The sequence below is a fragment of the Pseudomonas sp. GW821-FHT02C04 genome (assembly GCF_059421845.1).
The window spans coordinates 36,153-62,485 of sequence record NZ_JBWKVT010000007.1 but is presented as its reverse complement, the minus strand read 5'-3'; the positions used below and the strand labels follow the sequence as shown (position 1 = coordinate 62,485).

Annotated in this window: 22 protein-coding genes; 13 read left to right on the top strand and 9 right to left on the bottom strand. The window is 61.5% G+C overall.

Annotation, left to right across the window (positions count from 1 at the left end):
- Nucleotides 1–38: 38 nt before the first annotated feature.
- Nucleotides 39–968 (bottom strand): NAD-dependent epimerase/dehydratase family protein, encoded by a 930-nt coding sequence (locus AC07VV_RS23155; RefSeq protein WP_102620875.1) that lies wholly within the window; start codon nt 966–968, stop codon nt 39–41.
- A complete protein-coding gene (locus AC07VV_RS23150) occupies nt 961–1,845 on the bottom strand; it encodes a sugar nucleotide-binding protein (RefSeq protein WP_085712332.1) in 885 nt (294 codons plus the stop codon). The genes AC07VV_RS23155 and AC07VV_RS23150 overlap by 8 nt, the downstream gene beginning before the upstream one ends.
- A 178-nt stretch (nt 1,846–2,023) precedes the next feature.
- Here AC07VV_RS23150 and AC07VV_RS23145 point away from each other — a divergent pair, with 178 nt between their 5' ends.
- The 5 genes from AC07VV_RS23145 (at nt 2,024) to AC07VV_RS23125 (ending at nt 10,928) form a co-directional block, all read left to right on the top strand.
- Nucleotides 2,024–6,319 carry an Lhr family helicase gene (locus AC07VV_RS23145; protein ID WP_495037571.1) on the top strand — a complete coding sequence of 1,432 codons (4,296 nt, stop codon included), beginning with the start codon at nt 2,024–2,026 and terminating at the stop codon, nt 6,317–6,319.
- Nucleotides 6,320–6,451: 132 nt separating this feature from the next.
- Nucleotides 6,452–7,663, top strand: a complete 1,212-nt coding sequence (locus AC07VV_RS23140) for an MFS transporter (protein WP_096820739.1) — start codon at nt 6,452–6,454, stop codon at nt 7,661–7,663.
- 186 nt (nt 7,664–7,849) lie between these two features.
- Entirely contained in the window at nt 7,850–8,647 is a 798-nt protein-coding gene (locus AC07VV_RS23135; RefSeq protein ID WP_495037570.1) for an endonuclease/exonuclease/phosphatase family protein, read from the top strand.
- Nucleotides 8,644–9,930, top strand: a complete 1,287-nt coding sequence (clsB, locus tag AC07VV_RS23130; protein WP_495037569.1) for a cardiolipin synthase ClsB — start codon at nt 8,644–8,646, stop codon at nt 9,928–9,930. Before AC07VV_RS23135 ends, clsB begins: the two co-directional genes overlap by 4 nt.
- The gene (locus tag AC07VV_RS23125; RefSeq protein WP_495037568.1) at nt 9,927–10,928 is read left to right on the top strand and encodes a lysylphosphatidylglycerol synthase domain-containing protein; all 1,002 of its coding nucleotides are present in this window, start codon (nt 9,927–9,929) and stop codon (nt 10,926–10,928) included. The genes clsB and AC07VV_RS23125 overlap by 4 nt, the downstream gene beginning before the upstream one ends.
- Here AC07VV_RS23125 and AC07VV_RS23120 read toward each other — a convergent pair.
- From AC07VV_RS23120 to AC07VV_RS23110, 3 genes are all read right to left on the bottom strand, one after another.
- Nucleotides 10,916–11,674 carry an alpha/beta hydrolase family protein gene (locus tag AC07VV_RS23120; RefSeq protein WP_007955615.1) on the bottom strand — a complete coding sequence of 253 codons (759 nt, stop codon included), beginning with the start codon at nt 11,672–11,674 and terminating at the stop codon, nt 10,916–10,918. The two genes, AC07VV_RS23125 and AC07VV_RS23120, sit on opposite strands and share 13 nt — an antisense overlap.
- Nucleotides 11,664–12,773, bottom strand: a complete 1,110-nt coding sequence (locus AC07VV_RS23115; protein ID WP_495037567.1) for a DUF3182 family protein — start codon at nt 12,771–12,773, stop codon at nt 11,664–11,666. The genes AC07VV_RS23120 and AC07VV_RS23115 overlap by 11 nt, the downstream gene beginning before the upstream one ends.
- Nucleotides 12,774–12,951: 178 nt before the next feature.
- Nucleotides 12,952–13,947, bottom strand: a complete 996-nt coding sequence (locus tag AC07VV_RS23110; RefSeq protein WP_495037566.1) for a GlxA family transcriptional regulator — start codon at nt 13,945–13,947, stop codon at nt 12,952–12,954.
- A gap of 101 nt (nt 13,948–14,048) precedes the next feature.
- On the opposite strand from AC07VV_RS23110, the gene AC07VV_RS23105 reads away from it, so the two are divergent.
- The 7 genes from AC07VV_RS23105 to AC07VV_RS23075 all read left to right on the top strand — a co-directional run bounded on the left by AC07VV_RS23105 (nt 14,049) and on the right by AC07VV_RS23075 (nt 19,213).
- Nucleotides 14,049–14,603 (top strand): cysteine hydrolase family protein, encoded by a 555-nt coding sequence (locus AC07VV_RS23105; RefSeq protein WP_495037565.1) that lies wholly within the window; start codon nt 14,049–14,051, stop codon nt 14,601–14,603.
- A gap of 154 nt (nt 14,604–14,757) precedes the next feature.
- The gene (locus AC07VV_RS23100; protein ID WP_495037564.1) at nt 14,758–15,426 is read left to right on the top strand and encodes a YjfI family protein; all 669 of its coding nucleotides are present in this window, start codon (nt 14,758–14,760) and stop codon (nt 15,424–15,426) included.
- A gap of 17 nt (nt 15,427–15,443) precedes the next feature.
- Nucleotides 15,444–16,142 (top strand): PspA/IM30 family protein, encoded by a 699-nt coding sequence (locus AC07VV_RS23095; protein ID WP_134828265.1) that lies wholly within the window; start codon nt 15,444–15,446, stop codon nt 16,140–16,142.
- A gap of 123 nt (nt 16,143–16,265) precedes the next feature.
- The gene (locus tag AC07VV_RS23090; RefSeq protein ID WP_495037563.1) at nt 16,266–16,901 is read left to right on the top strand and encodes a DUF2491 family protein; all 636 of its coding nucleotides are present in this window, start codon (nt 16,266–16,268) and stop codon (nt 16,899–16,901) included.
- A gap of 13 nt (nt 16,902–16,914) precedes the next feature.
- Nucleotides 16,915–17,340 carry a DUF350 domain-containing protein gene (locus AC07VV_RS23085; RefSeq protein WP_495037562.1) on the top strand — a complete coding sequence of 142 codons (426 nt, stop codon included), beginning with the start codon at nt 16,915–16,917 and terminating at the stop codon, nt 17,338–17,340.
- A 17-nt stretch (nt 17,341–17,357) separates the two neighbouring features.
- Nucleotides 17,358–18,053 (top strand): DUF1190 domain-containing protein, encoded by a 696-nt coding sequence (locus AC07VV_RS23080; RefSeq protein WP_495037561.1) that lies wholly within the window; start codon nt 17,358–17,360, stop codon nt 18,051–18,053.
- Nucleotides 18,054–18,055: 2 nt separating this feature from the next.
- The gene (locus AC07VV_RS23075) at nt 18,056–19,213 is read left to right on the top strand and encodes a glutathionylspermidine synthase family protein (RefSeq protein ID WP_495037560.1); all 1,158 of its coding nucleotides are present in this window, start codon (nt 18,056–18,058) and stop codon (nt 19,211–19,213) included.
- Nucleotides 19,214–19,277: 64 nt separating this feature from the next.
- On the opposite strand, the gene AC07VV_RS23070 is transcribed toward AC07VV_RS23075, so the two are convergent.
- From AC07VV_RS23070 to AC07VV_RS23060, 3 genes are all read right to left on the bottom strand, one after another.
- The gene (locus AC07VV_RS23070; protein ID WP_495037559.1) at nt 19,278–20,483 is read right to left on the bottom strand and encodes an acyltransferase family protein; all 1,206 of its coding nucleotides are present in this window, start codon (nt 20,481–20,483) and stop codon (nt 19,278–19,280) included.
- Between the two features lie 265 nt (nt 20,484–20,748).
- Entirely contained in the window at nt 20,749–21,267 is a 519-nt protein-coding gene (locus AC07VV_RS23065; protein WP_003228709.1) for a single-stranded DNA-binding protein, read from the bottom strand.
- Between the two features lie 9 nt (nt 21,268–21,276).
- Nucleotides 21,277–22,674 carry an MFS transporter gene (locus AC07VV_RS23060; protein ID WP_457381299.1) on the bottom strand — a complete coding sequence of 466 codons (1,398 nt, stop codon included), beginning with the start codon at nt 22,672–22,674 and terminating at the stop codon, nt 21,277–21,279.
- Between the two features lie 191 nt (nt 22,675–22,865).
- Between AC07VV_RS23060 and uvrA the strand changes: the two genes are divergently transcribed.
- Nucleotides 22,866–25,700 (top strand): excinuclease ABC subunit UvrA, encoded by a 2,835-nt coding sequence (gene uvrA / locus AC07VV_RS23055; RefSeq protein ID WP_249483933.1) that lies wholly within the window; start codon nt 22,866–22,868, stop codon nt 25,698–25,700.
- A gap of 66 nt (nt 25,701–25,766) precedes the next feature.
- On the opposite strand, the gene bfr is transcribed toward uvrA, so the two are convergent.
- Entirely contained in the window at nt 25,767–26,234 is a 468-nt protein-coding gene (gene bfr / locus AC07VV_RS23050; protein ID WP_085733015.1) for a bacterioferritin, read from the bottom strand.
- Nucleotides 26,235–26,333: the final 99 nt, after the last annotated feature.

The following is a 26,333-nucleotide window of genomic DNA, read 5'->3' as shown; positions in this document are numbered from 1 at the left end:
GCCTGTCAAAAGGCGCCTTTTTCATGTCTGCGAGAAGCTCAGCGGCCGAGCAAACGTGCCAGGCCGACGCTCATCGGCGTTGGCGTCGGGCACTTGAATCGCTCGAGCAACCGAGCGTTGTTCGCCCGCGAATGACGGATGTCACCGGAGCGCGCCGGGCCATAGCTGACCGGCGGCAACTCGCCGACCACTGCTTCCAGCGCGGCCAGCATCTGCTTCAGATTGGTCGCCTGATTCCAGCCGACGTTCACCGCGCCGACTTGCGCTTCAGGCTTTTCCAGGGCCTGCACCAGCACGTCGACCAGATCTTCGACGTACATGAAATCCCGGGTCTGCTCGCCATCGCCGAACACGGTGATCGGCAAGCCTTTCTGCGCGCGTTCGCTGAAGATGCTGATCACGCCGGAGTACGGCGAGGACGGATCCTGACGCGGGCCGAAAATATTGAAGAAGCGGAAGATCACCGGCTCCAGACCGTGCTGGCGGCGGTAGAAATCGAAGTAGTGCTCACCGGCCAGTTTGTCCGATGCATACGGCGTCAATGGCGCTTTCGGCGTGTCTTCGTTGATCGACTCGCCCTCGCCATTGTTGCCGTAGACCGCGGCGCTGGAGGCGAACAGCACGCGCTTCACGCCGGCCTCGCGCATCGCTTCGCAGACGTTGAGCGTGCCGATGAAATTGCTCTGGTGAGTCTTCACCGGATCATCCACCGACGCCTGCACCGACGCCACGGCGGCCAGGTGCGCGACCGCGCTGCAACCCAGCATTGCCTGGGCGACCAGAGCGGCATCGGCGACGTCACCGACGATCAGCTCTACCTTGGGATTGTCCAGCGGCAGGTTGCTGCGTTTGCCGGTCGACAAGTCATCGAGGATCCGTACCGAGTGGCCGTTGGCGAGCAACGCGTCAGTCAGGTGCGAACCGATGAAACCGGCGCCGCCGGTGATTAAAACAGGGCCGTCAGCCATGGCGATAAAACCTATCCAGTAAGCCCGGGAGTGCGGCACGCCAGGCGCGCGGCTTGATCCCGAAAGTGTGCAGAATTTTCTTGCAGGCCAGCACCGCATGTTGCGGCTCTTCAGCGGCATCCTCACGCGCGGCGTGGGCCTGGGCGGTCGGTTCTTCGATCGCCAGCGGATGCAGGCTGCGGGCCTCGGTGAGAATCGCCTGACCCAGCGCCAGCGGTGTGGTCGCCTCATGGCCAGCGTAGTGGTAAGTGCCCCACAGCGGCGCGGCGCAATCGAGTTGCTTGAGCACCGAAATGATCACCCGGGCTGCATCGTCGACCGGGGTCGGATTGCCGCGCCGGTCGTCGGCCAGCAGCAATTCGTCCGGCTTTTCAGCGCGAGCGAGGAAACGTCCGAGGGTGCCTTCCGGGCTATCGTCGAGCAACCAGCCGAAGCGCAGCAGCACGTGCTGTGGGCAAGTGGCCCGCACGCTCTGCTCGATCCGCCACAAGGCCTGACCGCGCAGGCCCAACGGCACAGGTTCGTCCTTTTCGCTGTAGGCGGTGGCACGGGAACCGTCGAATACCCGGTAGCTGGACGGTTGCACCAGCACGATGTTGTGGTGCTGGCACAGTTCGGCCAGACGCTCGATGGCGCGCTCCTGGCCCGACAGACGGCTTTCGCTGACGGTCTCGGCCTGGAACCAGTCGAAATAGTAGGCGAGGTTGATCAACGCATCGGGACGGGTGTCGTCGAGCAGTTGTGTCAGGCTCGCGGCATCCCAGCCGTCTTCGGGCGGGCGGGGGGCGAGGAAACCGATGTCTTCCTCCGCACCGAGGCGAATCAGCGCCTGCCCAAGGGCATTTCCGCCGCCCAGTAACATAAGGCGCATTCGCATAGAGTCAGCAGGCCCAGTCTGATTGGAACGATGGCTTTAGCGACGATGCGTGTGGCACCGTCGTCGATAATTGCCGGAATCGTTGCATTTTGCGGGTTTAGTGCGCAACCGTCACCCGTAAAGTGTAGATCCCCAGCGGTACTTGCAACTTCGCCCGCTCACCCGCATAACTGAAGCCATGAATCTGCCCCTCCCCAAGGACGCGGCCCTGGCAGGCTTCCACCCCGCTGTCAGCGCCTGGTTCAGCCGCACATTCGCGACGGTCACCGCCGCCCAGGCCCGCGCATGGCCGTTGATCCGCCAGCGCCACTCGACGCTGATCGCCGCGCCCACTGGCTCCGGCAAGACCCTCACCGCATTCCTCGCGGTGCTCGACGATCTGGTCCACCGTGGCCTGGAAACCCCTGACGGTCTGCCGGACGAGACGCTGGTGGTCTACGTCTCGCCGCTCAAGGCGCTGTCCAACGACATCCGCATCAACCTGCAAAATCCGCTGGCCGGAATAACCGACCAGTTACGCCAAATGGACCTGCCGGCGCTGGAAATCACCACCGCCGTACGCACCGGTGACACACCGCAAAAAGACCGCGCGGCCATGCGCAAGATTGCGCCGCACATTCTGGTGACTACCCCGGAATCGCTCTACGTACTGCTCGGTTCGGAGTCCGGGCGCAAAATGCTCGGCACCACGCGCACGGTGATCGTCGATGAAATCCACGCCATTGCCGCTGGCAAACGTGGCAGCCACCTGGCCCTGAGCCTCGAACGCTTGCAGGCACTGTGTGCCGAACCGCTGACCCGCATCGGCCTGTCGGCCACACAAAAACCGATCGATGCGGTCGCGCGGTTTCTGGTCGGCCATGATCGCCCCTGCGAAATCATCGACATCGGCCACGCCCGTCCACGGGATCTGGGCATCGAAGTACCGCCGGTGCCGTTGTCAGCGGTCATGGCCAATGATGTCTGGGAACTGGTCTACGACCGCCTCGCCACGCTGGCCCGGGAACATCGCACCACGCTGATTTTCGTCAACACCCGACGTCTGGCCGAACGCTTGAGCCGACACCTGAGCGAACGCCTTGGCAAGCACGCGGTGGCGGCGCACCACGGCAGTCTGGCCAAGGAGTTTCGCCTCGACGCCGAACAGCGACTCAAGCGTGGCGAGTTGCAAGTGCTGATCGCCACCGCGTCGCTGGAACTGGGGATCGACATCGGCGAGGTCGACCTTGTGTGCCAGATCGCTTCGCCGCGCTCGATTGCCGGTTTTCTGCAACGGGTCGGCCGCTCCGGACACCAGGTCGGTGGCACGCCCAAAGGCCGATTGTTCGCCACCACCCGCGACGACCTGATCGAATGCGCCGCGCTGCTCGACTGCGTGCGCCGGGGCGAACTCGATACCCTGCACATTCCCGAAGCGCCGCTGGATGTGCTGGCGCAGCAGATCATCGCCGAGGTCAGCTGTCAGGAATGGACCGAAGTTGATTTGCTCGCGCTGTTCCGCCGAGCCGAGCCTTATGCCCGCCTCGACGAAAAACATTATCAGGCGCTGCTGACCATGCTCGCCGAGGGCTACAACGGCCGTCAGGGCATCCGCAGCGCCTACCTGCATCGCGACGCTGTAAGCCGAACCTTGCGCGGGCGACGTGGCGCACGACTGACGGCCGTGACCAGCGGTGGCACCATCCCCGACAATGCCGACTACAGCGTATTGCTGGAACCCCAGAGCCTGAACATCGGCAGCGTCAACGAAGACTTCGCCGTGGAAAGCATTGCCGGCGACGTGTTCCAGCTCGGCAACACCTCCTACCGAATCCTGCGGGTGGAAACCGGCAAGGTGCGGGTCGAGGATGCCCAAGGCCAGCCGCCGACCATTCCGTTCTGGCTCGGCGAGGCACCCGGTCGCAGCGCCGAATTGTCGATGGCGGTGGCACGCCTGCAAGCACAGCTCGACGAATTGCTGAGCGCCAGCCCCGGTAACCTGCAACCGGCCCTCGACTGGCTGACTACAACCCTCGGCCTGGTCCCGGCCAGCGCCGAACAGCTTGTGGATTATCTGGCCCGTGCCCGACTCACCCTCGGCGCCTTGCCGTCCCAGGACACGCTGCTGATGGAGCGGTTTTTCGACGAGTCCGGCGGCACCCAACTGATCATCCATTCGCCGTTCGGCAGCCGTATCAACCGCGCCTGGGGCCTGGCCTTGCGCAAGCGTTTCTGCCGCACCTTCAACTTCGAATTGCAGGCTGCCGCCAGCGAAGACGCCATCGTCCTGTCGCTGTCCACCAGCCACAGTTTCGAACTCGACGAGGTCTGGCGTTATCTGCACAGCAACAGCGCCGAGCACATTCTGATTCAAGCGGTGCTGGATGCGCCGCTGTTCGGTGTGCGCTGGCGCTGGAACGCCGGGGTGGCGCTGGCCCTGCCGCGCTACACGGGCGGACGCAAAGTCGCGCCGCAATTGCAGCGGATGAAAAGTGAAGACCTGATCGCCAGCGTGTTTCCCGATCAGATCGCCTGCCTGGAAAACCTCGCCGGCGAACGGGAAATTCCCGAGCATCCGCTGGTGGAGCAGACCCTCGACGATTGCCTGCATGAAGCGATGGACAGTGAAGGCTGGCTGCAATTGCTACGGCGCATGGAGCGCGGCGAAGTGCGCCTGATCGCCCGTGACCTTCCGGCGCCCTCGCCGCTGGCGGCGGAAATCCTCAGCGCCCGCCCCTACACCTTTCTCGACGACGCACCGCTGGAAGAACGCCGCACCCAGGCCGTGCTCAACCGCCGCTGGAGCGATCCGCAATCCACCGATGACCTTGGTGCACTGGACGCCGACGCAATCAACGCCGTACGCGAAGAAGCCTGGCCGACACCGAACAACGCCGATGAAATGCACGAAGCGCTGATGAGTCTGGCCTGTATCAGCGACCGCGAAGTCGAGGCCAACCTGAATTGGCGCGATTGGCTGAATGCGTTGGCCGACACTGGTCGAGCCTGCCAACTGCAAATCGATCCCGAACATTCGCTTTGGCTGGCGCGGGAACGCCTGACCTGTCTGCAAGCGCTTTATCCACAAGCATCTTCGGCACTGCCAGCGCTACCCGGTTTCGATGAGGTCTGGACCGCCGACGATGCCTTGGTGGAAGTCATCCGCGCACGACTGAGTGCATTCGGCCCGCTGCCACTGGAGGCCATCGCACAACCGCTGTCATTACCGCCCGCACACGTCCATCAAGCCCTCGCCCGACTGGAACGCGAAGGCTATGTGCTGCGCGGTCAATTCACGCTGGGGCTGACCATTGAAGAATGGTGCGAACGGCATCTGCTGGCGCGTATTCACCGCTACACCGTCAAGCGTCTGCGCCGGGAAATCGAACCGGTGGCGTTGCAGGACTTCATGCGGTTCCTGTTCGACTGGCAGCGTGTCTCCCCGTCCACCCGTGGTCAGGGGAGTGCCGTGTTGCCGGCGATTGTCGGTCAGTTCGAAGGCTACCCGGCAGCAGCGTCGGCGTGGGACAGCGACATTCTTCCGGCCAGGCTCAAGGACTATTCACCGAGTTGGCTGGATGATCTGTGCCGCAGCGGAAAACTGGTGTGGACTCGCCTCAGCGCCCGGCAGAAAACCAGCGGCACAGCGCTGCGCAGTACGCCCGTGGTGCTGTTGCCGCGCAGTCAGGTCGGGTTGTGGAGTGCATTGGCCGAACAGACGCCGATCAGTGAGCTGTCGCCTAAAACGCAGAAAGTCTTCGAGGCCCTCAGTCAGCACGGGGCGCTGTTTTTCGATGAGCTGATTCATGAAGCGCACCTGCTGCGCACGGAACTGGAAATCGCCTTGCAGGAGCTGGTCGGCGCTGGCCTGGTGAACGCCGACAGTTTTGCCGGCCTGCGAGCACTGATCACCCCGGCGAGCAAGCGCCAGCAACGCAGCAGTCGGCGCGGGCGCGGAGCCTTTGTCGGTGGCATGGACGATGCCGGGCGCTGGGCGTTGTTGCGTCGTGGGCCGGTTGTGGAAAACGGCCAGACAGCGTCGCCCGAAACCCTCGAACACATCGCCATGACCTTGTTGCGCCGTTACGGCGTAGTGTTCTGGCGCTTGTTGGAACGCGAAGCCGATTGGCTGCCGAGCTGGCGCGAACTCCTGCGCACCTTTCACCGACTGGAGGCCCGGGGCGAGCTTCGCGGCGGGCGGTTTGTCAGTGGCCTGGCCGGTGAACAATTCGCCCTGCCCGAGGCGATTCCGCTGTTGCGCGAAGTGCGCCGCCGCCCTCATGACGGCAGCCTGATTGCTGTGTGCGGGGTCGATCCGCTGAACCTCGCCGGCACTTTGTTGCCGGGCGCGAAAGTGCCGGCGCTGACGAGCAATCGGCTGGTGTATCGCGACGGGTTGCCAGTGGCAGCCGAGATTGCCGGCAAGCAGCAGTTCTGGCCGGAGCTGGATCAGGTCTCCATGGAGCAGGTGCGCAACAAACTGATTCGGCATTGAGCTCAAGAACGCCTTGAGGGCAGCGTTTGATCTTTGCTCCCAGGTCAAATATCAAATGCCCATCCCTGTATTTTTCCCCTCCCGGCAAACCCCGACACTGCGCTCCATTCAATCCTCAACCGGAGTGCTGTCATGCCCATTGCCTTGCTCGCGCTGACGCTCAGCGCATTTGCCATCGGGACGACCGAGTTCGTCATCGTTGGCCTGCTTCCTACCATCGGCGCCGATCTTGGCGTCAGTCTGCCGTCCGCCGGTCTGCTGGTCAGTCTCTACGCCCTCGGCGTGGCCATCGGTGCGCCGGTGCTGACCGCCCTCACCGGCAAAGTCCCGCGCAAACTGTTGCTGCTGTCGCTGATGGTGCTGTTTACCCTCGGCAACCTGCTGGCCTGGCTGGCGCCGAGTTATGAATCGCTGGTTCTGGCGCGGATCGTCACAGGGCTGGCCCATGGCGTGTTCTTCTCCATCGGCTCGACCATTGCCACCAGCCTGGTGCCCAAGGAAAAAGCTGCGAGTGCGATTGCGATCATGTTCACCGGCTTGACCGTGGCGCTGGTCACCGGCGTGCCGCTGGGCACTTTCATCGGTCAGCATTTCGGCTGGCGTGAAACCTTCCTCGCCGTGTCGGCGCTGGGCGTCATCGCGTTCATCGGCAGCTTGCTGTACGTGCCGAAAAACATCGCCCACAGCAAACCGGCTTCGTTGCTGCAACAGTTGCAGGTGCTCAAGCAACCGCGCCTGCTGTTGGTCTACGCCATGACCGCCATCGGTTACGGCGGCTCGTTCATCGCCTTCACCTACCTGGCGCCGATTCTTCAGGACATCTCCGGGTTCAGCGCCGGCACGGTCAGCCTGGTGCTGCTGGTGTACGGCGTGTCGGTCGCCGTCGGCAATATCTGGGGCGGCAAACTGGCCGACAAACGCGGGCCGATCAGCGCCCTGAAAATCATCTTCGCCCTGCTCGCCGCCGTGCTGTTCGTGCTCACTTTCACCGCCGGCAACCCGTGGCTGGCACTGGCCACCGTGCTGGTCTGGGGTGCGGTCGCCTTCGGCAACGTGCCGGGTTTGCAGGTGTATGTGGTGCGTCAGGCGGAACATCACACCCCGCAAGCGGTGGACGTGGCTTCGGGGTTGAACATTGCGGCGTTCAACCTCGGGATTGCCGGCGGTGCCTGGGGTGGCGGGCTGATTGTCGAGCACATCGGCCTGATCCACACCGCGTGGATCGGCGGGCTGGTGGTGCTGGTGGCATTGGCACTGACCGCCTTGAGCGGTCGCCTCGACCGGCTGGGCCCGGTGTATGCCGAACCCGCTGAAGGCTCTGCTCGCGTCATTACCGGCCACTGATCTGACGAATACCGACCGTCCGTAGTCCCGTCGAAACTTTCTCGAACCGACCGCAGTCATCCACAGACAGAGGCGGTACGAGGACTTTCGACGGGAGGACGGCATGGCGGCGATTCGCATCGATGACTCAAAGGGGCGCCCTGCCCCTTGGCGCGGCAAGCGCCACACCCCTGCGGGCATGCCGTCATGAGCATTCCCGAGCCGGTCGGCGTCACCGATGAGCAGGCCAGCGTCATCACCACGGTGCGCCGCTTTACGGTGCTGACGGTCAATACCCACAAGGGCTTCACCGCGCTGAACCGGCGCTTCATCCTCCCGGAACTTCGCGAAGCGGTGCGCAGCGTGTCCGCCGACGTGGTGTTCCTGCAGGAAGTCCACGGCACTCACGAACACCATCCCAAGCGCTACAACAACTGGCCGACGATGCCGCAATACGAGTTCCTCGCCGACAGCCTGTGGCCGCAGTTCGCCTACGGGCGCAACGCGGTGTACCCGGAGGGCGATCACGGCAATGCCCTGCTGTCGAAATTCCAGATCGTGCGCCACGACAACCTCGACGTTTCCATCAGCGGTCATGAAAACCGTGGCCTGTTGCATTGCGTCCTGCGCCTGCCGGGAGACGATCGGGAACTGCATGCGATCTGCGTGCACCTGGGCCTGCGTGAAAGCCATCGCAACGCACAGCTGAAACTGCTGCGAAAACGCCTCGCTGACCTGCCGAACGATGCGCCGGTAATCGTCGCCGGCGACTTCAATGACTGGCGCCAGCGCGCCGATGCGCTGCTGGAACCTTGCGGCCTGCGTGAAGTGTTTGCCGAGCATCAGGGCAAACCGGCGCGCAGTTTTCCGGCGCGCTGGCCGGCGTTGCGGCTGGACCGGATCTACGTGCGCAACCTCAAGGCCTGCCAGCCGAAAGTGCTCGCCAACCGGCCCTGGTCACACCTGTCCGATCACGTGCCGCTGTCAGTGGAGATCGAACTATGAGCAGCGCGCCGCTGGAAAAATCCGCCGTGGAACCGATCACCATCACCCCACCGATCCGAGAGCCCGGTCACGTCGATGTCGACTATGGCTGGCAGGGCAACAACCGCGTCGAACTGCTGGAAAACGGCGAGGCGTATTTCCCGCGAGTCTTCGATGCCATGCGCGCGGCGAAGAGTGAAATCCTGCTGGAGACCTTCATCGTTTTCGAAGACAAGGTCGGTAACGAGTTGCAGCAGATCCTGATCGACGCCGCCCGGCGTGGCGTGCGCACCACCGTCAGCCTCGACGGCTTCGGCTGTGGCGAGCTGAGCACCGGTTATCTGACCGCGCTGAGCGATGCCGGTGTGCACCTGCAAATCTTCGACCCGGCACCCAAACGCCTGGGTTTTCGCACGAACTGGTTCCGGCGCCTGCACCGCAAGATCGTGGTGGTCGACGGGCTGATTGCGTTTATCGGCGGGATCAATTTTTCCGGCGATCACCTGGCGGATTTCGGCCCCGAGGCGAAGCAGGATTACGCGGTAGAAGTTCAGGGCCCGGCGGTGGCCGACATCCATCATTTCGCCCTGCTGCAAAGCGGTCGCCCCGGTCGGGCGCGGTTCTGGTGGCAGCGCCGGCGCCAGCGTCGGGCGGAGATGGCGTTCACCGAACATGACGGTCAGGTGCGCCTGGTATTCCGCGACAACGACCAGCACCACACCGATATCGAAGACGTTTATATGCAGGTATTGCGCAGGGCGCGTCGGCGGGTGGTGATCGCCAATGCCTACTTTTTTCCCGGCTACTGCCTGCTGCGTGAAATGCGCAACGCGGCCCGGCGCGGCGTCGATGTGCGGCTGATCCTGCAAGGCCAGCCGGACATGCTGGTGGCCAAACTTGCAGCACGCATGACCTACGACTACCTGCTCAAGGCCGGGGTGCAGATTCACGAATATTGCGAGCGTCCGCTGCACGGCAAAGTCGCGCTGGTGGATGAGGAATGGAGCACTGTCGGGTCGAGCAATCTTGATCCGCTGAGCCTGTCACTGAATCTGGAAGCCAATGTGTTGATCCGTGACCGGGCCTTCAATGGTCATCTGTTTGAACGTCTCGAAGATCTGAGCAACAACCATTGCAAAGCGATGGACGCCAGCAAATCGCCGCGTGGACGTCTCTGGCACATGACCGTGGGGTTTCTGGTGTTTCACTTCCTGCGCCATTTCCCGGCCATTGCCGGTTGGTTGCCAGCACATAAACCACGGCTGAAACCCTTCATCCGCACTGCCGGGAGCGATCCGTCATGAGCCGTTCCGATGCTCCCGCCGCCACACATTCGAAGCCTGCGGCCACGTCACGCTGGAGCCGCTGGAAGCGTCCGCTGACGTTGCTGTTTTTCCTCGCACTGATCGTCCTGCTGACGATGTTCGCCAGTCGCATCGAATGGACCGAGGTGCTGCAAACCCTCGCCGACTTCAAGGTGCGCACGCTGATCATCGCTTCCAGCCTGACGCTGTTGAGCTTTCTGGTGTACGCCAGTTTCGACCTGATCGGCCGCACTTACATCCGTCAGGATCTGACCTGGAAACAGATCCTGCCGGTGGGCATCATCAGTTACGCATTCAACCTCAATCTGAGTGCGTGGGTCGGCGGGATCGCCATGCGCTATCGGCTGTATTCGCGACTCGGCGTGAGCAAAAGCAACATCGCCAAGATCCTCGGGCTGAGCCTGGCCACCAACTGGTTCGGCTACATGACCATCGCCGGTGCGGTGTTCAGCAGCGGTCTGGTCAGCATGCCGCCGGGCTGGAAAGTCAGCAGCGATGCGTTGCAGGGCATCGGCGTGTTGCTGCTGTTGCTGAGTGCCGGTTATCTGGTCGCCTGCCAGTTTTCCCGGCGCCGCGAGTGGTCAATTCGCGGGGTGGAAATCAATCTGCCGTCGCTGCGCATGGCCGTCCTGCAACTGCTGCTCGGCGCGCTGAACTGGTCGTTGATGGCGGCGGTGATTTTCACCTTGTTGCCGGGCAAACTCGACTATCCGCTGGTGCTCGGGGTGCTGTTGATCAGCGCGATTGCCGGGGTCATCACCCACATTCCGGCCGGACTCGGCGTACTGGAAGCGGTGTTCGTGGCGCTGCTGCAACACGAGGCTTCGCGCGGCAGTCTGGTGGCAGGCTTGCTGGCCTATCGGGCGATTTATTTTCTGCTGCCGCTGCTGATCACCGTGCTGATGTACCTGGTGGTGGAAGCCAAGGCCAAGGCATTGCGGATCGAGAAGAAACCCAAATCTGATCAGCGCGACTGAATGATGCTCAACCGTTCGCCCACCACCATCTCGGTGATCCAGTCGACCAGGATCGAGGTGTAGGCCTGCTGAGAAGTTGGATCGCTCAGGGCATGGTCGGCGCCGTCGATGATTCGGTGTGTCAGCGAGTGGGTCTGCTGACACGCGGCGCGGTAGCTCATGATTGTCGCGTGGGGCACGTAGTCGTCGGTTTCCGATTGCACCAGCAGCACGTCCCCGGTGAATTGCGAGCAGGCATGCAGCGCCCGATTGCTGTCGGCCCGCACCAGCGTGCCGCGATAATCGCGCAGGTCAGCCTTGTCCAGATCGCGCTTGGGCGTGTGCCATTGTTCGTCGCGATACAGCGCCGGCACCCGCAGCGCCAGCCAGCGCACCGGGCGCAATGAGGTGAGGATCGAAGCGAGATAACCGCCGTAGCTGGTGCCGACCACCGCGATGGCCGAGGTGTCCAGCGCCGGGTGCGCGAGCAGCCGGTCGTAGGCCGCCAGCAAGTCCCGCAGGTTGTCTTCACGGGTCACCCGGCTCAGCGGAATACCGGTGCCACCGGTATGCCCGCGCAAATCGAACGTCAGGCACACGCAGCCCAGGCCGGCGATGCCTTTGGCCCGTTCCAGATCTCGCTCCTGGCTACCGCCCCAACCGTGCACGAACAACACGCCGGGGACTTTCGATTTGGGGCTGAGGAAGGTCCCGCTCATCTGTTCGTCATCAATGTCGATTTGAATGCTTTCGCTTCTAGCCGTCATAGGATTTGACCGTTACGTATTTGAGGAGAAAGTCGCTGTTCTCGGCCGGGCCGCGATAGATCTCGATGGCATCCGCCGGCAGAGCCTGGTCGATGTAGGTTTCCACCGACGAGACGCGGATCGCCTGCATCGACGGATCGTTGACGAAGCTCTGCAACGCCGCCACTTCGGCACTGCTCGCGCCGCCCATGCGCCAGGATTGTTCGAGCACGCCGCTGCGCTGCTGACCATCACTGCCCAGCCCCTGGGCGATGTCGTAATTGCGCCGCGAGGCGTAGAAGCGTGGATAGGCTTCATCCGCCGCACTGTCGAAAACCTGCGCCTGTTCGATGGCCAGCCGCACATCGCCCGGCAGATCCAGCTTCAGCAGTTCATAGTAGCCGCCCTGCACCACCAGCAGGTTCGAGCCGCCATAGACATCTTCGCCGTGGGCGTCCTCGGTCAAGTATTGATCACCGCAGTAACTGAGCACCCGGTCACCGATGAACGACTGGCCGACGCTGTGGGTAACTACCTGGCTCAAGTCCTGTTCCAGCACCACGCCTTCGCTGAACTGCTTGGCAATATCCGGACGCGCGAGGACTTCGTCGAAAGCATCGAGGCTCTTGATAACTTCCTGACCGCGACCGGCACACGCATGAATCGGCTTTAAACGGATCGGGCCGCTGTACAACAGATGTTCGGCGGCAGGTCGCGCATCCTCCAGGGCAAACACACTCAGCCCGTCGAGCACGACATTGCGCGTGCGTTCGGAGAACAGCGGCGACCAGCCTTGCGGCGCGTGAGCCCTATGGCTGCGCAAACCGTGGCTGATGGCTTTGGTGCAGATGAAATCGTGCTCGACGAAACCGCCCCACAGATCTTCGGGCCCCCTGATGCCCAGTTCATGGGCCTGGGCAGCGCCGACGATGGTTTGGGTCGGCAGCAGATACAGGTCGCGACCGCGGTGCTTTTGCGGGTCGTAGCTGCCGCCGAATTTCAGCCCGAGAATCTGCGCCAGCCAGCGGGCCAGCGCCTTGTTGGTCTGCACTTCGTGTTGTGGTGCCTCGGGGCGTACGGAATGGGCGACCACTATTTTGTTGCGAGGTGTCGGGGTCATGCGTCCCCCTTCCAGCGGCGAGATGAATGTAGGTCAGAGGGTGCAGAGATCAGGCCAAACGGCTGCTGCGCGAAACCCCACGCAAATCAGTTAATTAGCCTTTTCGTACTGGCACCCCGCCCGTTTCAATCTGCACGACCGGCGCCATGGCCCCGGCATTTTGCACGACCGTCAGACGCTATCTCGCCAGCGCCGTCGGCGGTGTCACGCCAAACCGCGCCCGATAATCGCTCGGCGCCAGCCCGGTGATTTTCTTGAAGATCGCGCGAAATGCCCCCGGATCCTGATACCCCACCGTCCACGCAATGTGATCGATGGTGCCGTTGGTGAACTCAAGCATTTCCCGCGCCTTGCCGACCCGCAGGTGTTGGCAGTACTCGGTGGGTTTCAGACCCGTCGCGGCACGGAAACGACGCAGAAATGTGCGCTCCTCCAGCCCCGAGCGCTCAGCCATCGAGGCCAGTGACACATCGGTCGCACCGGTGCTTTGCAGCCAGTGCTGGACCTTGAGAATCGACGCGTCGCCATGGCTGAGGATCGGCGCGAAATTGCTGCCGCAGGCACTGGCGCTGTCGCTGTGTTCCATCACCAGAAATCGCGCGGTGGCGCTGGCGATGCTCGGCCCCAGCAGACGATCGACCAGCCGCAGCCCCAGCTCCGACCAGGCCATCAGCCCGGCCGTGGTGATCAGGTCGCCGTCATCGACAATCGGTGTGTCAGCCTTGAGTTTGATGTCTGGATAACGCTCGGCAAACGCCTTGGCCGAGGTCCAGTGAGTGGTGGCGCTGCGACCGTTGAGCAGACCACTTTCGGCCAGCAACCACGAGCCCACGCAGACTCCGCCCAGCGTTGCGCCACGGGCATGCTGATCGCGCAGCCATTGCAGCAATCCCGGCGATGTCTGCTCCGCGCTGAACCCTGCGATCGAAGGTGGGATCAGCACCGCGAGCAAGCCTGTTTCGGTTGCGGGATGACTGTCGTAAACCCTGACCGGAGCTTGCCCGTTCTCGACCTGCCAGTGACTCACTCGCAGCCTTGGCAATTGCGCAGCCTGATGCTCGACCGCGATTCGATCGGCCACGCCGAACAGATCAGTCAAGCCATGCACCGCCGCCAGTTGCGCGCCGGGATAAATCAGCACGCCCAATTCGGCAACGGCCCTTTCAACACCCATTGTCAGTTTTCCCCTGTCTATTGTCGGTGCGGCCAATCCTCGAAACCGTGGCCAGCGCAAATACTGATTCCACACCCAACAAACACTTCGAGGACACACCCATGGCCAGGCAAGCACTCATCGTAGTCGATATCCAGAACGACTACTTCCCCCAAGGCAAGTGGCCGCTGGCTGGCGTCGACGCCGCCGCCGACAACGCCGCCCGACTGATCGCAGCGTTCCGTGAAGCGGGTGAGCCGGTGATCCATATCCGTCACGAATTCACCTCGGCGGATGCGCCGTTTTTCACCCCGGGCTCCGAGGGCGCCAGGTTGCATTCCAAGGTGCTCAACCGCGCCGACGAACCGGTAGTGCTCAAGCACTTCGTCAACTCGTTCCGCGAAACCGAACTGCAATCGATCCTTGATGAGCAAGACATCAAGGAACTGGTGGTAGTCGGCAGCATGAGCCACATGTGCATCGATGGCGTCACCCGCGCGGCGGCGGATCTGGGTTACACCGTCACAGTGATCCACGATGCCTGCGCCACCCGCGATCTGGAATTCAATGGCCTGACCGTTCCGGCGGCCTACGTACACGCGGCATTCATGTCATCGCTGGGTTTTGCCTACGCCAGCGTGGTCTCGGCAGACGAATTCCTCGCGGCCAGCCGTTAATCCTCGTCCGCGAACCTTCGCAAGAAACACAGGCCCGCCATGTTGCGGGCCTTTTTTCGTGCACTGAAAAAATCTCACGCGTGAGCCATTGATGGCACTTTGAATTGGTTGTAGTGTGGCTCACGCGTGAGTTATTCATAACAGAGTCATCGCCATGAAAAGCAACTCCCCAGCAACAAAATCGGAGAGCCCGAAGGGAGTACGCTCGACAACGTCCGCGAAAAAACCATCGAGTTTCTATATGAAGCAGATGCGTGCGGGCCTGGCGGCCGCCGGTTATGTGAAACACGAAACTTGGGTGCTTCCGGAGAACCGAAGCTTGCTCAAGCAAATGGAGCAACAGCTACGCCAACCGATTCTGGCTGGCTCTTTCATGTCGGAGAATTACATGAGCGCAGGCAACAACTGGAACATCGATAGCCTCTACAACGCTTTCAAGGCACTGGACGAAGTGGCTTCGCAAGAAATCACGCTGTCCCTGATCCAGAGCGCCGAACCCAGCCTCAAGCTGGAAATGAACGAATTCGGCGGCCTGCCGATTCACATCGCCATCGCGGGTCAGCAGATCATCGTCGACACCGTGCTGGTGGACATCGATTCGATCACCGACGTGCACACCTTCAACGATGCGGTCCTGCGCAGCCGGGAAATGTTCCCGCTGTCGTCGATCGGCATCGAGACCATGCCGAACGGCCAAACCGTCTACAACATGTTCGGCGCGCTGAGTGCTGATTCGAGCCTGACCAACGTGGTCACCGAGGTGAAAACCCTGGTCGATAACGTGCAGCGCGCCAGCGAAGCCTTCGAACACTTTTTCAAGTAATCAACAGGGAAAATCCAATGACTCAGTCCATCTGGAGCAAGTTGTTCACCGCACTGCGCGGCGGCGCCAATGAAGTCGGCGAAGCGATCGTCGATCAACAGGCCCTGCGCATTCTCGATCAGGAAATCCGTGACGCCGACAGCGCCCTGTCCAACGCCCGTCGCGAACTGGTCACCATCATGGCCAAGCACAAGCTGTCCGCCGACCGCGTGAGCGAGTACGACGCCAAGATCAAGGATCTGGAAGCCAAGGCAGTCTCCGCCCTGAACGCCGGCCGTGAAGACCTGGCGATGGAAGTGGCCGAAGCGATTTCGACCCTGACCAACGACCTGACCACCGAGAAGGCCCAGAGCGACGAATTCGGCACCTACGCCGAAAACATGCGCAAGGACATCAACAAGGCCGAAGCACGGATCAAGAGCCTGCGTCAGCAAGTAGACATGGCCAAGGCCCGTGAAAGCGTGCAGAAAGCGCAGGTCAGCGCCTCCATCGCCAGCGGCGGCGCCAACGGCAAGCTGGAAACCGCAGTCGGCACCCTGAACCGTCTGCAGGAGAAGCAAAAGCAACGCGCCGCCGAGCTGAACGCTCAGGACGAACTGGCCGATGCCACGACCGGCAACGACCTGGAGCGCAAGCTGCGCGACGCCGGCATCACGCCGAACGAGGGCAGCGCCAACGCGATCCTCGAGCGACTGAAGCAGAAGTCGGCCCAGTAAGGGTAGCCAGAGAAAAGAAGGGCACCGGGTGCCCTTCTTTTTCGCCTGCTCGTTTGTCACGAGGCCGGTACACTAGCGGCGTTTTGCCAACGAACACCTCCACCCGCTTCAAGGAATGTACCCATGGGATGGTTAAAGAACTTGCTGGGGACCCCGGCTCCAACACCTGAAGCTGTCGGCGGCCCGCTTGGCCTGGCGCAAGGCAAGGGGATCCGGTTCGATTCGACGCTCGGCCTGCTGCTCGATGGCAGCACCTCGGTACGGGTTCCCGAGGCCCAGGCCATCTGGAGCGCCGGCTGGATCGACCTCGGCCAGTCGAACAAGCTGCATCGCTATTACCTGAACAACGAAGATTTCTGGCTGCAGGTCCACGTCACCGGCGACGATCAGATCGAATCGGTGACGCTGTTCAATTACGTCAGCTACGTCACAGTCAACAGTGACGCCGAACTGCAGCGCCTGGCCGGCCCAAATAGCCTGATCGGCCTGCCGGTCTACACCCATGAGGGCGTGTCCTTCACCCGTGAATGGGGCACCGAACGCGGCCAGACCGAACTGGTCCCGCTCACCGAACAAGTGATCAATCCCGACGAGTCCTACACCATCGAACATCATTCGATGCTGTACGCCCGGGAAACCGGCCTGACCGATCGTCGTGAGCTGCTGCTGTTCTCCGTCGAACAGGACGAAGAAGGCACCGTCAGCCTGAGCACATCGCTGGGCATCTCGCTGTACACCACCGACCTGAGCACCATTTAAAAGGAAGTTCCCCATGCTGGAAGTGCTGTCCGTTTCCCTGAACAAGGCCGCGCTGGTCGGTTTCGCCGCCTACCTGATCGGCGCCGTGCTGCTGTTCATGCTGTTTCAGTTCGTCTACACCCGCATCACGCCACACAAGGAATTCGAACTGATTCGCGACGGCAACAACGCTGCCGCCATCGCCCTGTCGGGTGCGATCATCGGTTTCGCGATTCCGGCGAGCAACATCATCGCCCACTCGATCAACGTCCTCGATTTCGTGCTCTGGGCGGTCATCGCCGCTGCGGTGCAATTGCTGGCATTCCTGGCGACCGGCCTGGTGCTCAAAGGCACGTCCCAACGCATCGCCAACGGTGAAGTCGCCGCCGGCATCTACGTCGCTGCGGTAGCGATCAGCGTGGGCATGCTCAACGCCGCGTGCATGACACCGTCCTACTGATCGGCAGGAAGCCTGAAATGAAACGAAGCAAGTACGTTCAACTGTCCTTGGCGGCCTCGGTGGCGCTGGCGATTTCCGGCGAAGTGGCCGCCCAGGAACAACGCAACTTCCAGAGCGTGGAACAGTGCGTCGACGCCGAAGTGGCCGCCGATGCCTGCTCGAACGCCTACGTCGCGGCCCTGACCGAACACCGGCGCATCGCCCCGGCCTATGACGATAAAGCGCAGTGCGACGCAGACTTCGCCGCCGGCTGGTGTCAGAAAAACTCCGACGGCCGCTTTGTGCCGAAGCTGGGCGGCTTCAAGGTGCCGCAAAACGTTGAGCCGACGCAGAACCTCGATGCGATCGCCAATGCGCAGATGCCAGCGGGTGACCCGGCACCTGCCCAGACCACACAGAGCACTTCCCATGGTTCCAGTGGTGGCGGCGGTGGTAACGGCTGGCTCAGCGGGTGGCTGATCGGCAATGCCATGAGCAACAATCGCGCAAGCGACTCGCGGACGGTCTATCGCGATCGTGACACTCGCCAGACGTACGACACTTCGACGCTGAACCGCCGGATCGAATCAGCTCCGACGACTCGAAACGATTCGGACTACACCAGCTCTCGCAGCAAGTCGGTCAACGTGGCGTCCTCGACCTCCCGTGGCGGCTTCGGCAGCCAGTCCAGTGCGCGCAGCGGTTGGGGTGGCTGGGGCAGTTCGAGCAGCTGATCATGAAGAAGATCCATTGCGCTGAGCGCCCCGACTGGAAACAGACCGCCGAAAGCCTCGGCTTCCTGTTTCACACCATCGACGACGAGCCCTACTGGGACGAACGCGCGTACTACCAGTTCACGCTCGCGCAGATCGAAAACGATCTCGAGGATCCGACCACCGAACTGCACGAGATGTGCATGGACCTGGTCGACCGGGTGGTGCACAGCGAAGAGTTGCTCGATCGCCTGAGCATCCCCGCGTCGTACTACGACATGATCCGAACGTCCTGGCTGCAAGGTCATCCGCATCTGTACGGACGCATGGACTTCTCCTACAGCGGCAACGGCCCGGCAAAGTTGCTGGAGCTCAATTACGACACGCCCACCAGCCTGTACGAAGCGGCGGCGTTTCAGTGGGGCTGGCTGGAGCAATGCATCGAGCGCGGGATGCTGCCGCGCCATGCCGACCAGTTCAACAGCATCGACACCCGCCTGCATGAAGCCTTTGCCCAACTGAAGCTCAAGCGCCCGTTCTACTTTGCCTCGATGAAAGGCTCGGTCGAGGACAAGGGCACCACGGACTACCTGCGACTGATCGCGGAAAAGGTCGGCATCGAATCGCGGCACATCGATATTGAAGACATCGGCCTGACGGCCGAAGGACGTTTCGTCGATCTTGAAGATCGCTGGATCCCGCACCTGTTCAAGCTGCACGCCTGGGAGTTCATTTTCCACGAGCCGTTCGGCGCAGCCATCGCCGAATGCGACACGCAGTTTTTCGAACCAGCCTGGAAATCCATTCTCTCCAACAAGGGCGCCCTACCCTTGCTCTGGGAGCTGCACAAAGGTCATCCGAACCTGCTGGCGGCGCATCTTGACCCGAATCCAGGTAGCGCAGTGCCAAAAGGTTGGGTACGCAAACCGTACTTTTCCCGTGAAGGCGCCAACATCGAGCTGCAAACCGCCGACGGTCTGGTTGTCAAAGAGGACGGCCCCTACACGGACGCGCCCTTCATCCTGCAGGAGTTTGCGCCGCTGCCGAAGTTCGATGACAGCTACACGCTGATTGGCTCCTGGGTGATTGGTGATCAGGCCGCAGGAATAGGCGTGCGCGAAGACAACAGTCTGATCACCAAGGATTCGAGCCGATTTTTACCGCATCTGATTCTTGACTGATTCGAGGCTGGCAATAAAAAACCCGTAGCGTTTGCGCGCTACGGGTTTTTCGTTTCGGCGTCGGTCAAGACAGTTCGGTCGTGCGCGCCGGCACCTCGGACGCTGACTTTTCCTTGACCGGCTCGACAGTGCTGACCCCGGCCATTCTCCGGCGCGCAATTTCCGCACCGCGACGACGCAATGGGGTTTCGACAAAACGGTAGTTCAACTCGATGCACACCAACATGATTGCAAACGAGGTCAGCAACATCGGCACAGTGAACTCTGCACCCAACGCGACACCCCGTTCGCTGGCCACCCGGCTCCAGATTTCGGTGCTCAGGTGGTAGGCGAACATATGCACAACGTACAAGGCATACGAGCGCGACCCTAGCCATTGCCCGATCCCACTCAAAATCGCCGGGCAGTAGATGTAGCCCTTCTGGTAGCTGGAAAGCCAGACGAGAATCAACGCATTGATTGCGATCAGCCCCACCGCGATCGGCATGGCGATCATCTGACCGGCAATGGCACCGAGCATGTAAAGCAGGAACAGCGTGAGTGCCAGCCGCTTGAACAAGCTGGCACCCAATGCCGTGGGCTCAATGTCCTTGTACAGCGATGTGCGCGTGAACAGGCACAGCAAGATGCCCCACATCATCGCATCCAGACGGAACGAGAACAGCATGCCGGCCAATGGCCCGCCAAACGCATAGCGATTGAAGGGAAATTGCACGGCAATCAGCGCGATCAGGGTGATCACCCGCCAGCGCGTGGAGGTGATCAGCAGCAGGAACAGCGGGAAAATGAAGTAAAACTGCTCCTCCAGCGCCAGGCTCCAGTACACCGAGTTCGGCCCCAGCAGTACGCCGTACTGGTTCGCCAGATTCCCCGTGAACGTCGCAACGGCAGTGAAGCTGCGAAGATTCTCGAACCACGACTGGAAGGCATTCGACTGGTTGAAAAAGATCGAAAACGCCAACGGGATCAGAACCCACAGCCACGCCGTGGGCAGCAGACGATAGGCGCGACGAATCCAGAATGAAGTGGCGGCGAGGCCGAAGCGGTTTTGTTCGCGGTTCTTGTCGAAGTAGTCGAGATAGGCCTTGCTGACGACAAAACCTGAAATACAGAAGAACAGATCCACCCCCGACCAAGGGGAATAGACACTGAACAGCTTTACCATGAACTCGTTATGGAACGGCAGTAACAGCGCGCTGTGAGCCAACACCGTCATCAGGATAGCCACGCCGCGCAGGTACTCGATTTCCTTGTTCTTGCTACTGCTCATTGTTTTCTCTTGTTCTTGTGATGGAACTGACGCCCGACGCCGGGGAGCCCGCTCTTGCAAAATGGACGGGCTCGAAAGCGCCGGACCGATCATGGATTGGCTTGCCGCTGCCTTCAAGACTCTACGCGAAACTTTATTGCCCTGACCGCCGGGACCGATCAGTCAGTTCACGATCATCGAAAAACCATGTGCGCCGGCCAAAACGACGAAGCCCCCGCAATGCGGGGGCTTCGAATGCAAACCGGAAAAGGTTCGGGTGCTTCAATCAGAACGGGATATCGTCATCGAAGCTGTCGAAATCCGGAGCTGGTTGCGGTGCGGCCTGCTGTGGAGCCGGAGCCGAACGCTGTTGCGGTGCCGACTGCTGCGGACGCGGAGCCTGCTGGCGTGGCGCCTGCTGCTGATAGTTGTTGCCACCGCCTTGCTGGTCGCCCTGTTGTGGACGGCCGCCCAGCAGTTGCATGGTGCCTTGCATGTCGACCACGATTTCGGTGGTGTAACGCTTGATACCGTCTTTTTCCCACTCACGGGTCTGCAGCTTGCCTTCGATGTATACCTGCGAACCCTTGCGCAGGTATTCGCCGGCGATTTCGGCAACCTTGCCGAACATCGATACACGGTGCCACTCGGTCTTCTCGACCTTCTGACCGGTCTGCTTGTCGGTCCACTGCTCGCTGGTCGCCAGACTCAGGTTGGTCACGGCGTTACCGTTGGGCAGGTAGCGTACTTCGGGATCCTGGCCGCAAGTACCGACCAGAATGACTTTGTTAACCCCACGGGCCATAACGTTCTCCTAGGCTTCGCACGCAGTCTGCGCCGGGTTGTTCACCAGGCGCTCAAGAGTGGTGCGATCCATTAATTCGGTGTCCAGTTTGATGTAGATCGCCGCTTCATCAGCGACTATGACTGCATCAGTTACCCCTACGAGGGCCTTGAGGCGCTCGACCAGACCCGCTTCGCGGATCGCTTCGGGCGACAACGGCAGGCGCAGGCTCGTCACGTAGGGAGGTTCGCGCATGGTAACAGCAAAGGCCAGCCAAAGTGCAGCCAGCCCGGCACATCCGAGGAACACAACCGACAGACCGCCATGCTGGAACATCCAGCCGCCGAGAATCCCGCCGAGTGCAGAACCGAGGAACTGGCTGGTGGAGTACACGCCCATGGCCGTGCCTTTGCCACCTGCCGGTGAAACCTTGCTGATCAGCGATGGCAGCGAAGCTTCCAGCAGATTGAACGCGGTGAAGAACACCACCGTCCCGATCACCAGAGCCCGCAGGCTGTCACCGAACTGCCAGAAGAATAGCTCAGTGAGCATCAGCGTCATCACGGCGCCGAGCAAAACTCGTTTCATTTTGCGTTTCTTCTCGCCGTAGATGATGAACGGGATCATGGCGAAGAACGAGATCAGCAAGGCTGTGAGGTAGACCCACCAGTGCTGTTCCTTGGGCAGCCCGGCTTTTTCGACCAGGGCCAGGGGCAGCGCGACGAAGCTCGACATCAACATCGCATGTAACACAAAGATGCCCAGATCCAGGCGCAACAGGTCCGGGTGCTTGAGCGTCGGCATCAATGCCTGACGCGCCACGCCGGATTCGCGATGGCTCAGCGGCCCGGTGGACTTTGGCACCATGAACATCACGATCACGATGCCGACCAGTGCCATGCCACCAGTGGCAAGAAACAGGCCGGACAGACCAAATGCGCGGGTCAGCAACGGGCCGACCACCATGGCCACGGCGAACGACAGGCCGATGGTCATGCCGATCATGGCCATCGCTTTGGTGCGGTGCTGTTCGCGAGTCAGGTCGGACAGCAACGCCATGACTGCCGCGGAAATTGCGCCGGCGCCCTGCAGGACCCGGCCGGCAATCACGCCCCAGATCGAATCGGCCTGGGCCGCCAGCACACTGCCCAGGGCGAAGACGATCAGCCCCAGGTAAATCACCGGACGGCGGCCGATGCGGTCGGAAATGATCCCGAACGGAATCTGGAAAATCGCCTGGGTCAGGCCGTAAGCGCCAATCGCCAGCCCGATGAGGGCCGGGGTCGCTCCCGCCAGATCCATGCCATAGGTCGCCAGTACCGGCAGCACCATGAACATGCCAAGCATACGGAAGGCGAACACCAGGGCCAGACCGCTCGCCGCGCGGGTCTCGCTGCCACTCATGCGTTCGCTGTGGGGATCGTGCATGGAAAAACCTCGTGTGAACCGGCGGCGATTCTACCAGTCCCATCGAAAGACGGGGTATATCGCGACGCTTTGCCGCGTACAGATGAAACTCTCTTCATGTAAGGCAAAAAACCCTTTATTTGATAGTGTGCATCCATCCAGTATTTGGCCGTATACTCCTGTGTTTTCGACGCCCGCCGAGCGAGGCCACTTTGGACAAGATCCTGATACGTGGGGCCCGTACCCACAACCTGAAGAACATCGACCTGACCCTGCCACGGGACAAACTGATCGTCATCACCGGCCTGTCCGGATCCGGCAAGTCGTCCCTGGCCTTCGACACGCTGTACGCCGAAGGTCAGCGCCGCTATGTCGAATCCCTGTCGGCCTATGCCCGGCAGTTCCTGTCGATGATGGAAAAGCCCGACGTCGACACCATCGAAGGTCTGTCGCCGGCCATCTCCATCGAACAGAAGTCGACCTCGCACAACCCGCGCTCCACGGTCGGTACCATCACCGAAATCTACGACTACCTGCGCCTGCTCTACGCACGCGTCGGTACGCCGCGCTGCCCGGATCACGACATCCCGCTGGAAGCGCAGACCGTCAGCCAGATGGTTGATCTGGTGCTGGCACAACCGGAAGGCAGCAAGCTGATGCTGCTTGCGCCGGTGATCCGTGAGCGCAAGGGCGAACACCTGTCGGTATTCGAAGAGCTGCGCGCCCAAGGCTTCGTCCGAGCCCGGGTCAACGGCCGGCTCTGCGAGCTGGACGAACTGCCGAAACTGGATAAACAGAAGAAGCACACGATCGAAGTCGTGGTCGACCGCTTCAAGGTGCGCGCCGACATGCAACAGCGTCTGGCCGAATCCTTCGAGACCGCGCTGAAGCTGGCGGACGGCATCGCCCTGGTTGCACCGATGGACGATGAGCCGGGCGAAGAGATGATCTTCTCCGCACGCTTCGCCTGCCCGATCTGCGGCCATGCGATCAGCGAACTGGAACCCAAGCTGTTTTCCTTCAACAACCCGGCCGGCGCCTGCCCGACCTGTGACGGCCTGGGCGTGAAGCAGTTCTTCGATATCAAGCGTCTGGTCAACGGCGAACTCACCCTGGCCGAGGGCGCGATTCGCGGCTGGGACCGGCGCAACGTCTATTACTTCCAGATGCTCGGCTCGCTGGCCGCGCATTACGGCTTCAGCCTGGAGCAACCGTTCAACGAACTGCCGGCCGATCAGCAGAAGCACATCCTGCACGGCAGCGGATCGCAGAACGTCGATTTCAAATACCTCAACGACCGGGGCGACATCGTCAAACGCTCGCACCCGTTCGAAGGCATCGTGCCGAACCTCGAGCGTCGTTACCGCGAAACCGAATCGGCCAGCGTGCGTGAAGAACTGGCGAAGTTCCTCAGCACCCAGTCATGCCCGGATTGCCGTGGTACCCGTCTGCGCCGCGAAGCGCGGCATGTGTGGGTAGGCGAGAAAACCCTGCCGGCAGTGACCAACCTGCCGATCGGCGATGCCTGCGACTACTTCGGCGAGCTGAAGATGACTGGCCGGCGCGGTGAAATCGCCGACAAGATTCTCAAGGAGATCCGCGAGCGTCTGCAGTTCCTGGTCAACGTGGGGCTGGATTACCTGTCGCTGGATCGCAGTGCGGACACGTTGTCTGGTGGCGAAGCCCAGCGGATTCGTCTGGCCAGCCAGATCGGCGCCGGCCTGGTCGGCGTTCTGTACATTCTCGACGAACCGTCCATCGGCTTGCACCAGCGCGACAACGATCGCCTGCTCGGCACCCTCAAGCACCTGCGCGACATCGGCAACACGGTGATCGTGGTCGAACACGACGAAGACGCGATCCGGCTGGCCGACTACGTGGTCGATATCGGCCCGGGCGCCGGCGTTCATGGCGGGCAGATCGTCGCCGAAGGCACGCCGGCCGAAGTTATGGCACACCCGGACTCGCTGACCGGTAAATACCTGTCGGGTCGGGTGAAGATCGAAGTGCCTGCCAAGCGCACGCCGCGCAACAAGAAGCAGGTGCTGTCGCTCAAGGGCGCGCGGGGCAACAACCTGCGCAACGTCGACCTGGAGATCCCGATCGGCCTGCTGACCTGCGTGACCGGTGTTTCCGGCTCCGGTAAATCGACGCTGATCAACAACACGCTGTTCCCGCTGAGCGCCACGGCACTCAACGGCGCGACCACTCTGGAAGCGGCAGCCCACGACAGCATCAAAGGGCTGGAGCATCTGGACAAGGTCGTGGATATCGACCAGAGCCCGATCGGTCGTACGCCGCGTTCCAACCCGGCGACCTACACCGGTCTGTTCACGCCGATCCGCGAACTGTTCGCCGGCGTGCCCGAGTCCCGCTCCCGTGGTTATGGCCCGGGGCGTTTCTCCTTCAACGTCAAGGGCGGTCGCTGCGAGGCTTGCCAGGGCGACGGTCTGATCAAGGTGGAAATGCACTTCCTGCCGGACATCTACGTGCCGTGCGACGTGTGCAAGAGCAAACGCTACAACCGCGAAACCCTGGAGATCAAATACAAGGGCAAGAGCATCCACGAAACCCTCGAGATGACCATCGAGGAAGCGCGGGAGTTCTTCGACGCGGTGCCGGCGCTGGCGCGCAAGCTGCAAACACTGATGGATGTGGGTCTTTCGTACATCAAGCTCGGTCAGTCGGCGACCACGCTGTCCGGCGGTGAAGCGCAGCGGGTCAAGCTGTCTCGCGAGCTGTCCAAGCGCGACACCGGCAAGACCCTGTACATCCTCGATGAGCCGACTACCGGCCTGCACTTCGCGGATATCCAGCAACTGCTCGACGTGCTGCATCGCCTGCGCGACCACGGCAACACCGTGGTGGTCATCGAGCACAACCTCGATGTAATCAAGACCGCCGACTGGCTGGTGGATCTCGGCCCCGAGGGTGGTTCGAAAGGTGGGCAAATCATCGCCACCGGTACACCGGAGGAAGTGGCCGAGATGAAGCAGTCTCACACTGGCCATTACCTCAAGCCGCTGCTGATCCGCGATCGAGCCTGATTGCCGGGCATGAAAAAGCCCCTGTCACTTCACCAGTGACAGGGGCTTTTTTTGTATCGGTTGCAATCAGGATGTATGGGACTGCAGGTAGTTCTGAATGCCGATCAGCTTGATCAGGCCCAACTGCTTTTCAAGCCAGTAGGTGTGGTCTTCTTCGGTGTCGTGCAACTGAAGCTTGAGGATATCGCGGCTTACGTAGTCGCCATTCTTTTCGCACAGTTCGATGCCTTTGCACAGCGCGGCACGCACCTTGTACTCAAGGCGCAGATCCGCTTCGAGCATGGTCTCCACCGTGGTGCCGACGTCCAGATCATCAGGACGCATGCGCGGCGTACCTTCCAGCATCAGGATCCGGCGCATCAAAGCGTCAGCATGACCGGCTTCTTCTTCCATCTCGTGGTTGATTCGTTCGTAGAGCTTGGTGAATCCCCAGTCCTCATACATCCGCGAGTGAACGAAATATTGGTCACGCGCGGCCAGTTCGCCGGTCAGCAACGTGTTGAGGTAATCGATAACGTCTGGGTGGCCTTGCATCGCCCTACATCTCCCTTCTTGAAAGTCTGTAGTTTGAACCAACATGACTGCGAGGTCACTCACTTCGCGCAATAAAAGCGAAGATATTCTGAGAAAAGC

What these genes read in the sequence shown, in the direction of transcription:
- AC07VV_RS23155 (WP_102620875.1), bottom strand. Translation starts at nt 968, where the DNA reads ATGGCTGACGGCCCTGTTTTAATCACCGGCGGCGCCGGTTTCATCGGT.
- AC07VV_RS23150 (WP_085712332.1), bottom strand. Translation starts at nt 1,845, where the DNA reads ATGCGAATGCGCCTTATGTTACTGGGCGGCGGAAATGCCCTTGGGCAG.
- AC07VV_RS23145 (WP_495037571.1), top strand. Translation starts at nt 2,024, where the DNA reads ATGAATCTGCCCCTCCCCAAGGACGCGGCCCTGGCAGGCTTCCACCCC.
- AC07VV_RS23140 (WP_096820739.1), top strand. Translation starts at nt 6,452, where the DNA reads ATGCCCATTGCCTTGCTCGCGCTGACGCTCAGCGCATTTGCCATCGGG.
- AC07VV_RS23135 (WP_495037570.1), top strand. Translation starts at nt 7,850, where the DNA reads ATGAGCATTCCCGAGCCGGTCGGCGTCACCGATGAGCAGGCCAGCGTC.
- clsB (WP_495037569.1), top strand. Translation starts at nt 8,644, where the DNA reads ATGAGCAGCGCGCCGCTGGAAAAATCCGCCGTGGAACCGATCACCATC.
- AC07VV_RS23125 (WP_495037568.1), top strand. Translation starts at nt 9,927, where the DNA reads ATGAGCCGTTCCGATGCTCCCGCCGCCACACATTCGAAGCCTGCGGCC.
- AC07VV_RS23120 (WP_007955615.1), bottom strand. Translation starts at nt 11,674, where the DNA reads ATGACGGCTAGAAGCGAAAGCATTCAAATCGACATTGATGACGAACAG.
- AC07VV_RS23115 (WP_495037567.1), bottom strand. Translation starts at nt 12,773, where the DNA reads ATGACCCCGACACCTCGCAACAAAATAGTGGTCGCCCATTCCGTACGC.
- AC07VV_RS23110 (WP_495037566.1), bottom strand. Translation starts at nt 13,947, where the DNA reads ATGGGTGTTGAAAGGGCCGTTGCCGAATTGGGCGTGCTGATTTATCCC.
- AC07VV_RS23105 (WP_495037565.1), top strand. Translation starts at nt 14,049, where the DNA reads ATGGCCAGGCAAGCACTCATCGTAGTCGATATCCAGAACGACTACTTC.
- AC07VV_RS23100 (WP_495037564.1), top strand. Translation starts at nt 14,758, where the DNA reads ATGAAAAGCAACTCCCCAGCAACAAAATCGGAGAGCCCGAAGGGAGTA.
- AC07VV_RS23095 (WP_134828265.1), top strand. Translation starts at nt 15,444, where the DNA reads ATGACTCAGTCCATCTGGAGCAAGTTGTTCACCGCACTGCGCGGCGGC.
- AC07VV_RS23090 (WP_495037563.1), top strand. Translation starts at nt 16,266, where the DNA reads ATGGGATGGTTAAAGAACTTGCTGGGGACCCCGGCTCCAACACCTGAA.
- AC07VV_RS23085 (WP_495037562.1), top strand. Translation starts at nt 16,915, where the DNA reads ATGCTGGAAGTGCTGTCCGTTTCCCTGAACAAGGCCGCGCTGGTCGGT.
- AC07VV_RS23080 (WP_495037561.1), top strand. Translation starts at nt 17,358, where the DNA reads ATGAAACGAAGCAAGTACGTTCAACTGTCCTTGGCGGCCTCGGTGGCG.
- AC07VV_RS23075 (WP_495037560.1), top strand. Translation starts at nt 18,056, where the DNA reads ATGAAGAAGATCCATTGCGCTGAGCGCCCCGACTGGAAACAGACCGCC.
- AC07VV_RS23070 (WP_495037559.1), bottom strand. Translation starts at nt 20,483, where the DNA reads ATGAGCAGTAGCAAGAACAAGGAAATCGAGTACCTGCGCGGCGTGGCT.
- AC07VV_RS23065 (WP_003228709.1), bottom strand. Translation starts at nt 21,267, where the DNA reads ATGGCCCGTGGGGTTAACAAAGTCATTCTGGTCGGTACTTGCGGCCAG.
- AC07VV_RS23060 (WP_457381299.1), bottom strand. Translation starts at nt 22,674, where the DNA reads ATGCACGATCCCCACAGCGAACGCATGAGTGGCAGCGAGACCCGCGCG.
- bfr (WP_085733015.1), bottom strand. Translation starts at nt 26,234, where the DNA reads ATGCAAGGCCACCCAGACGTTATCGATTACCTCAACACGTTGCTGACC.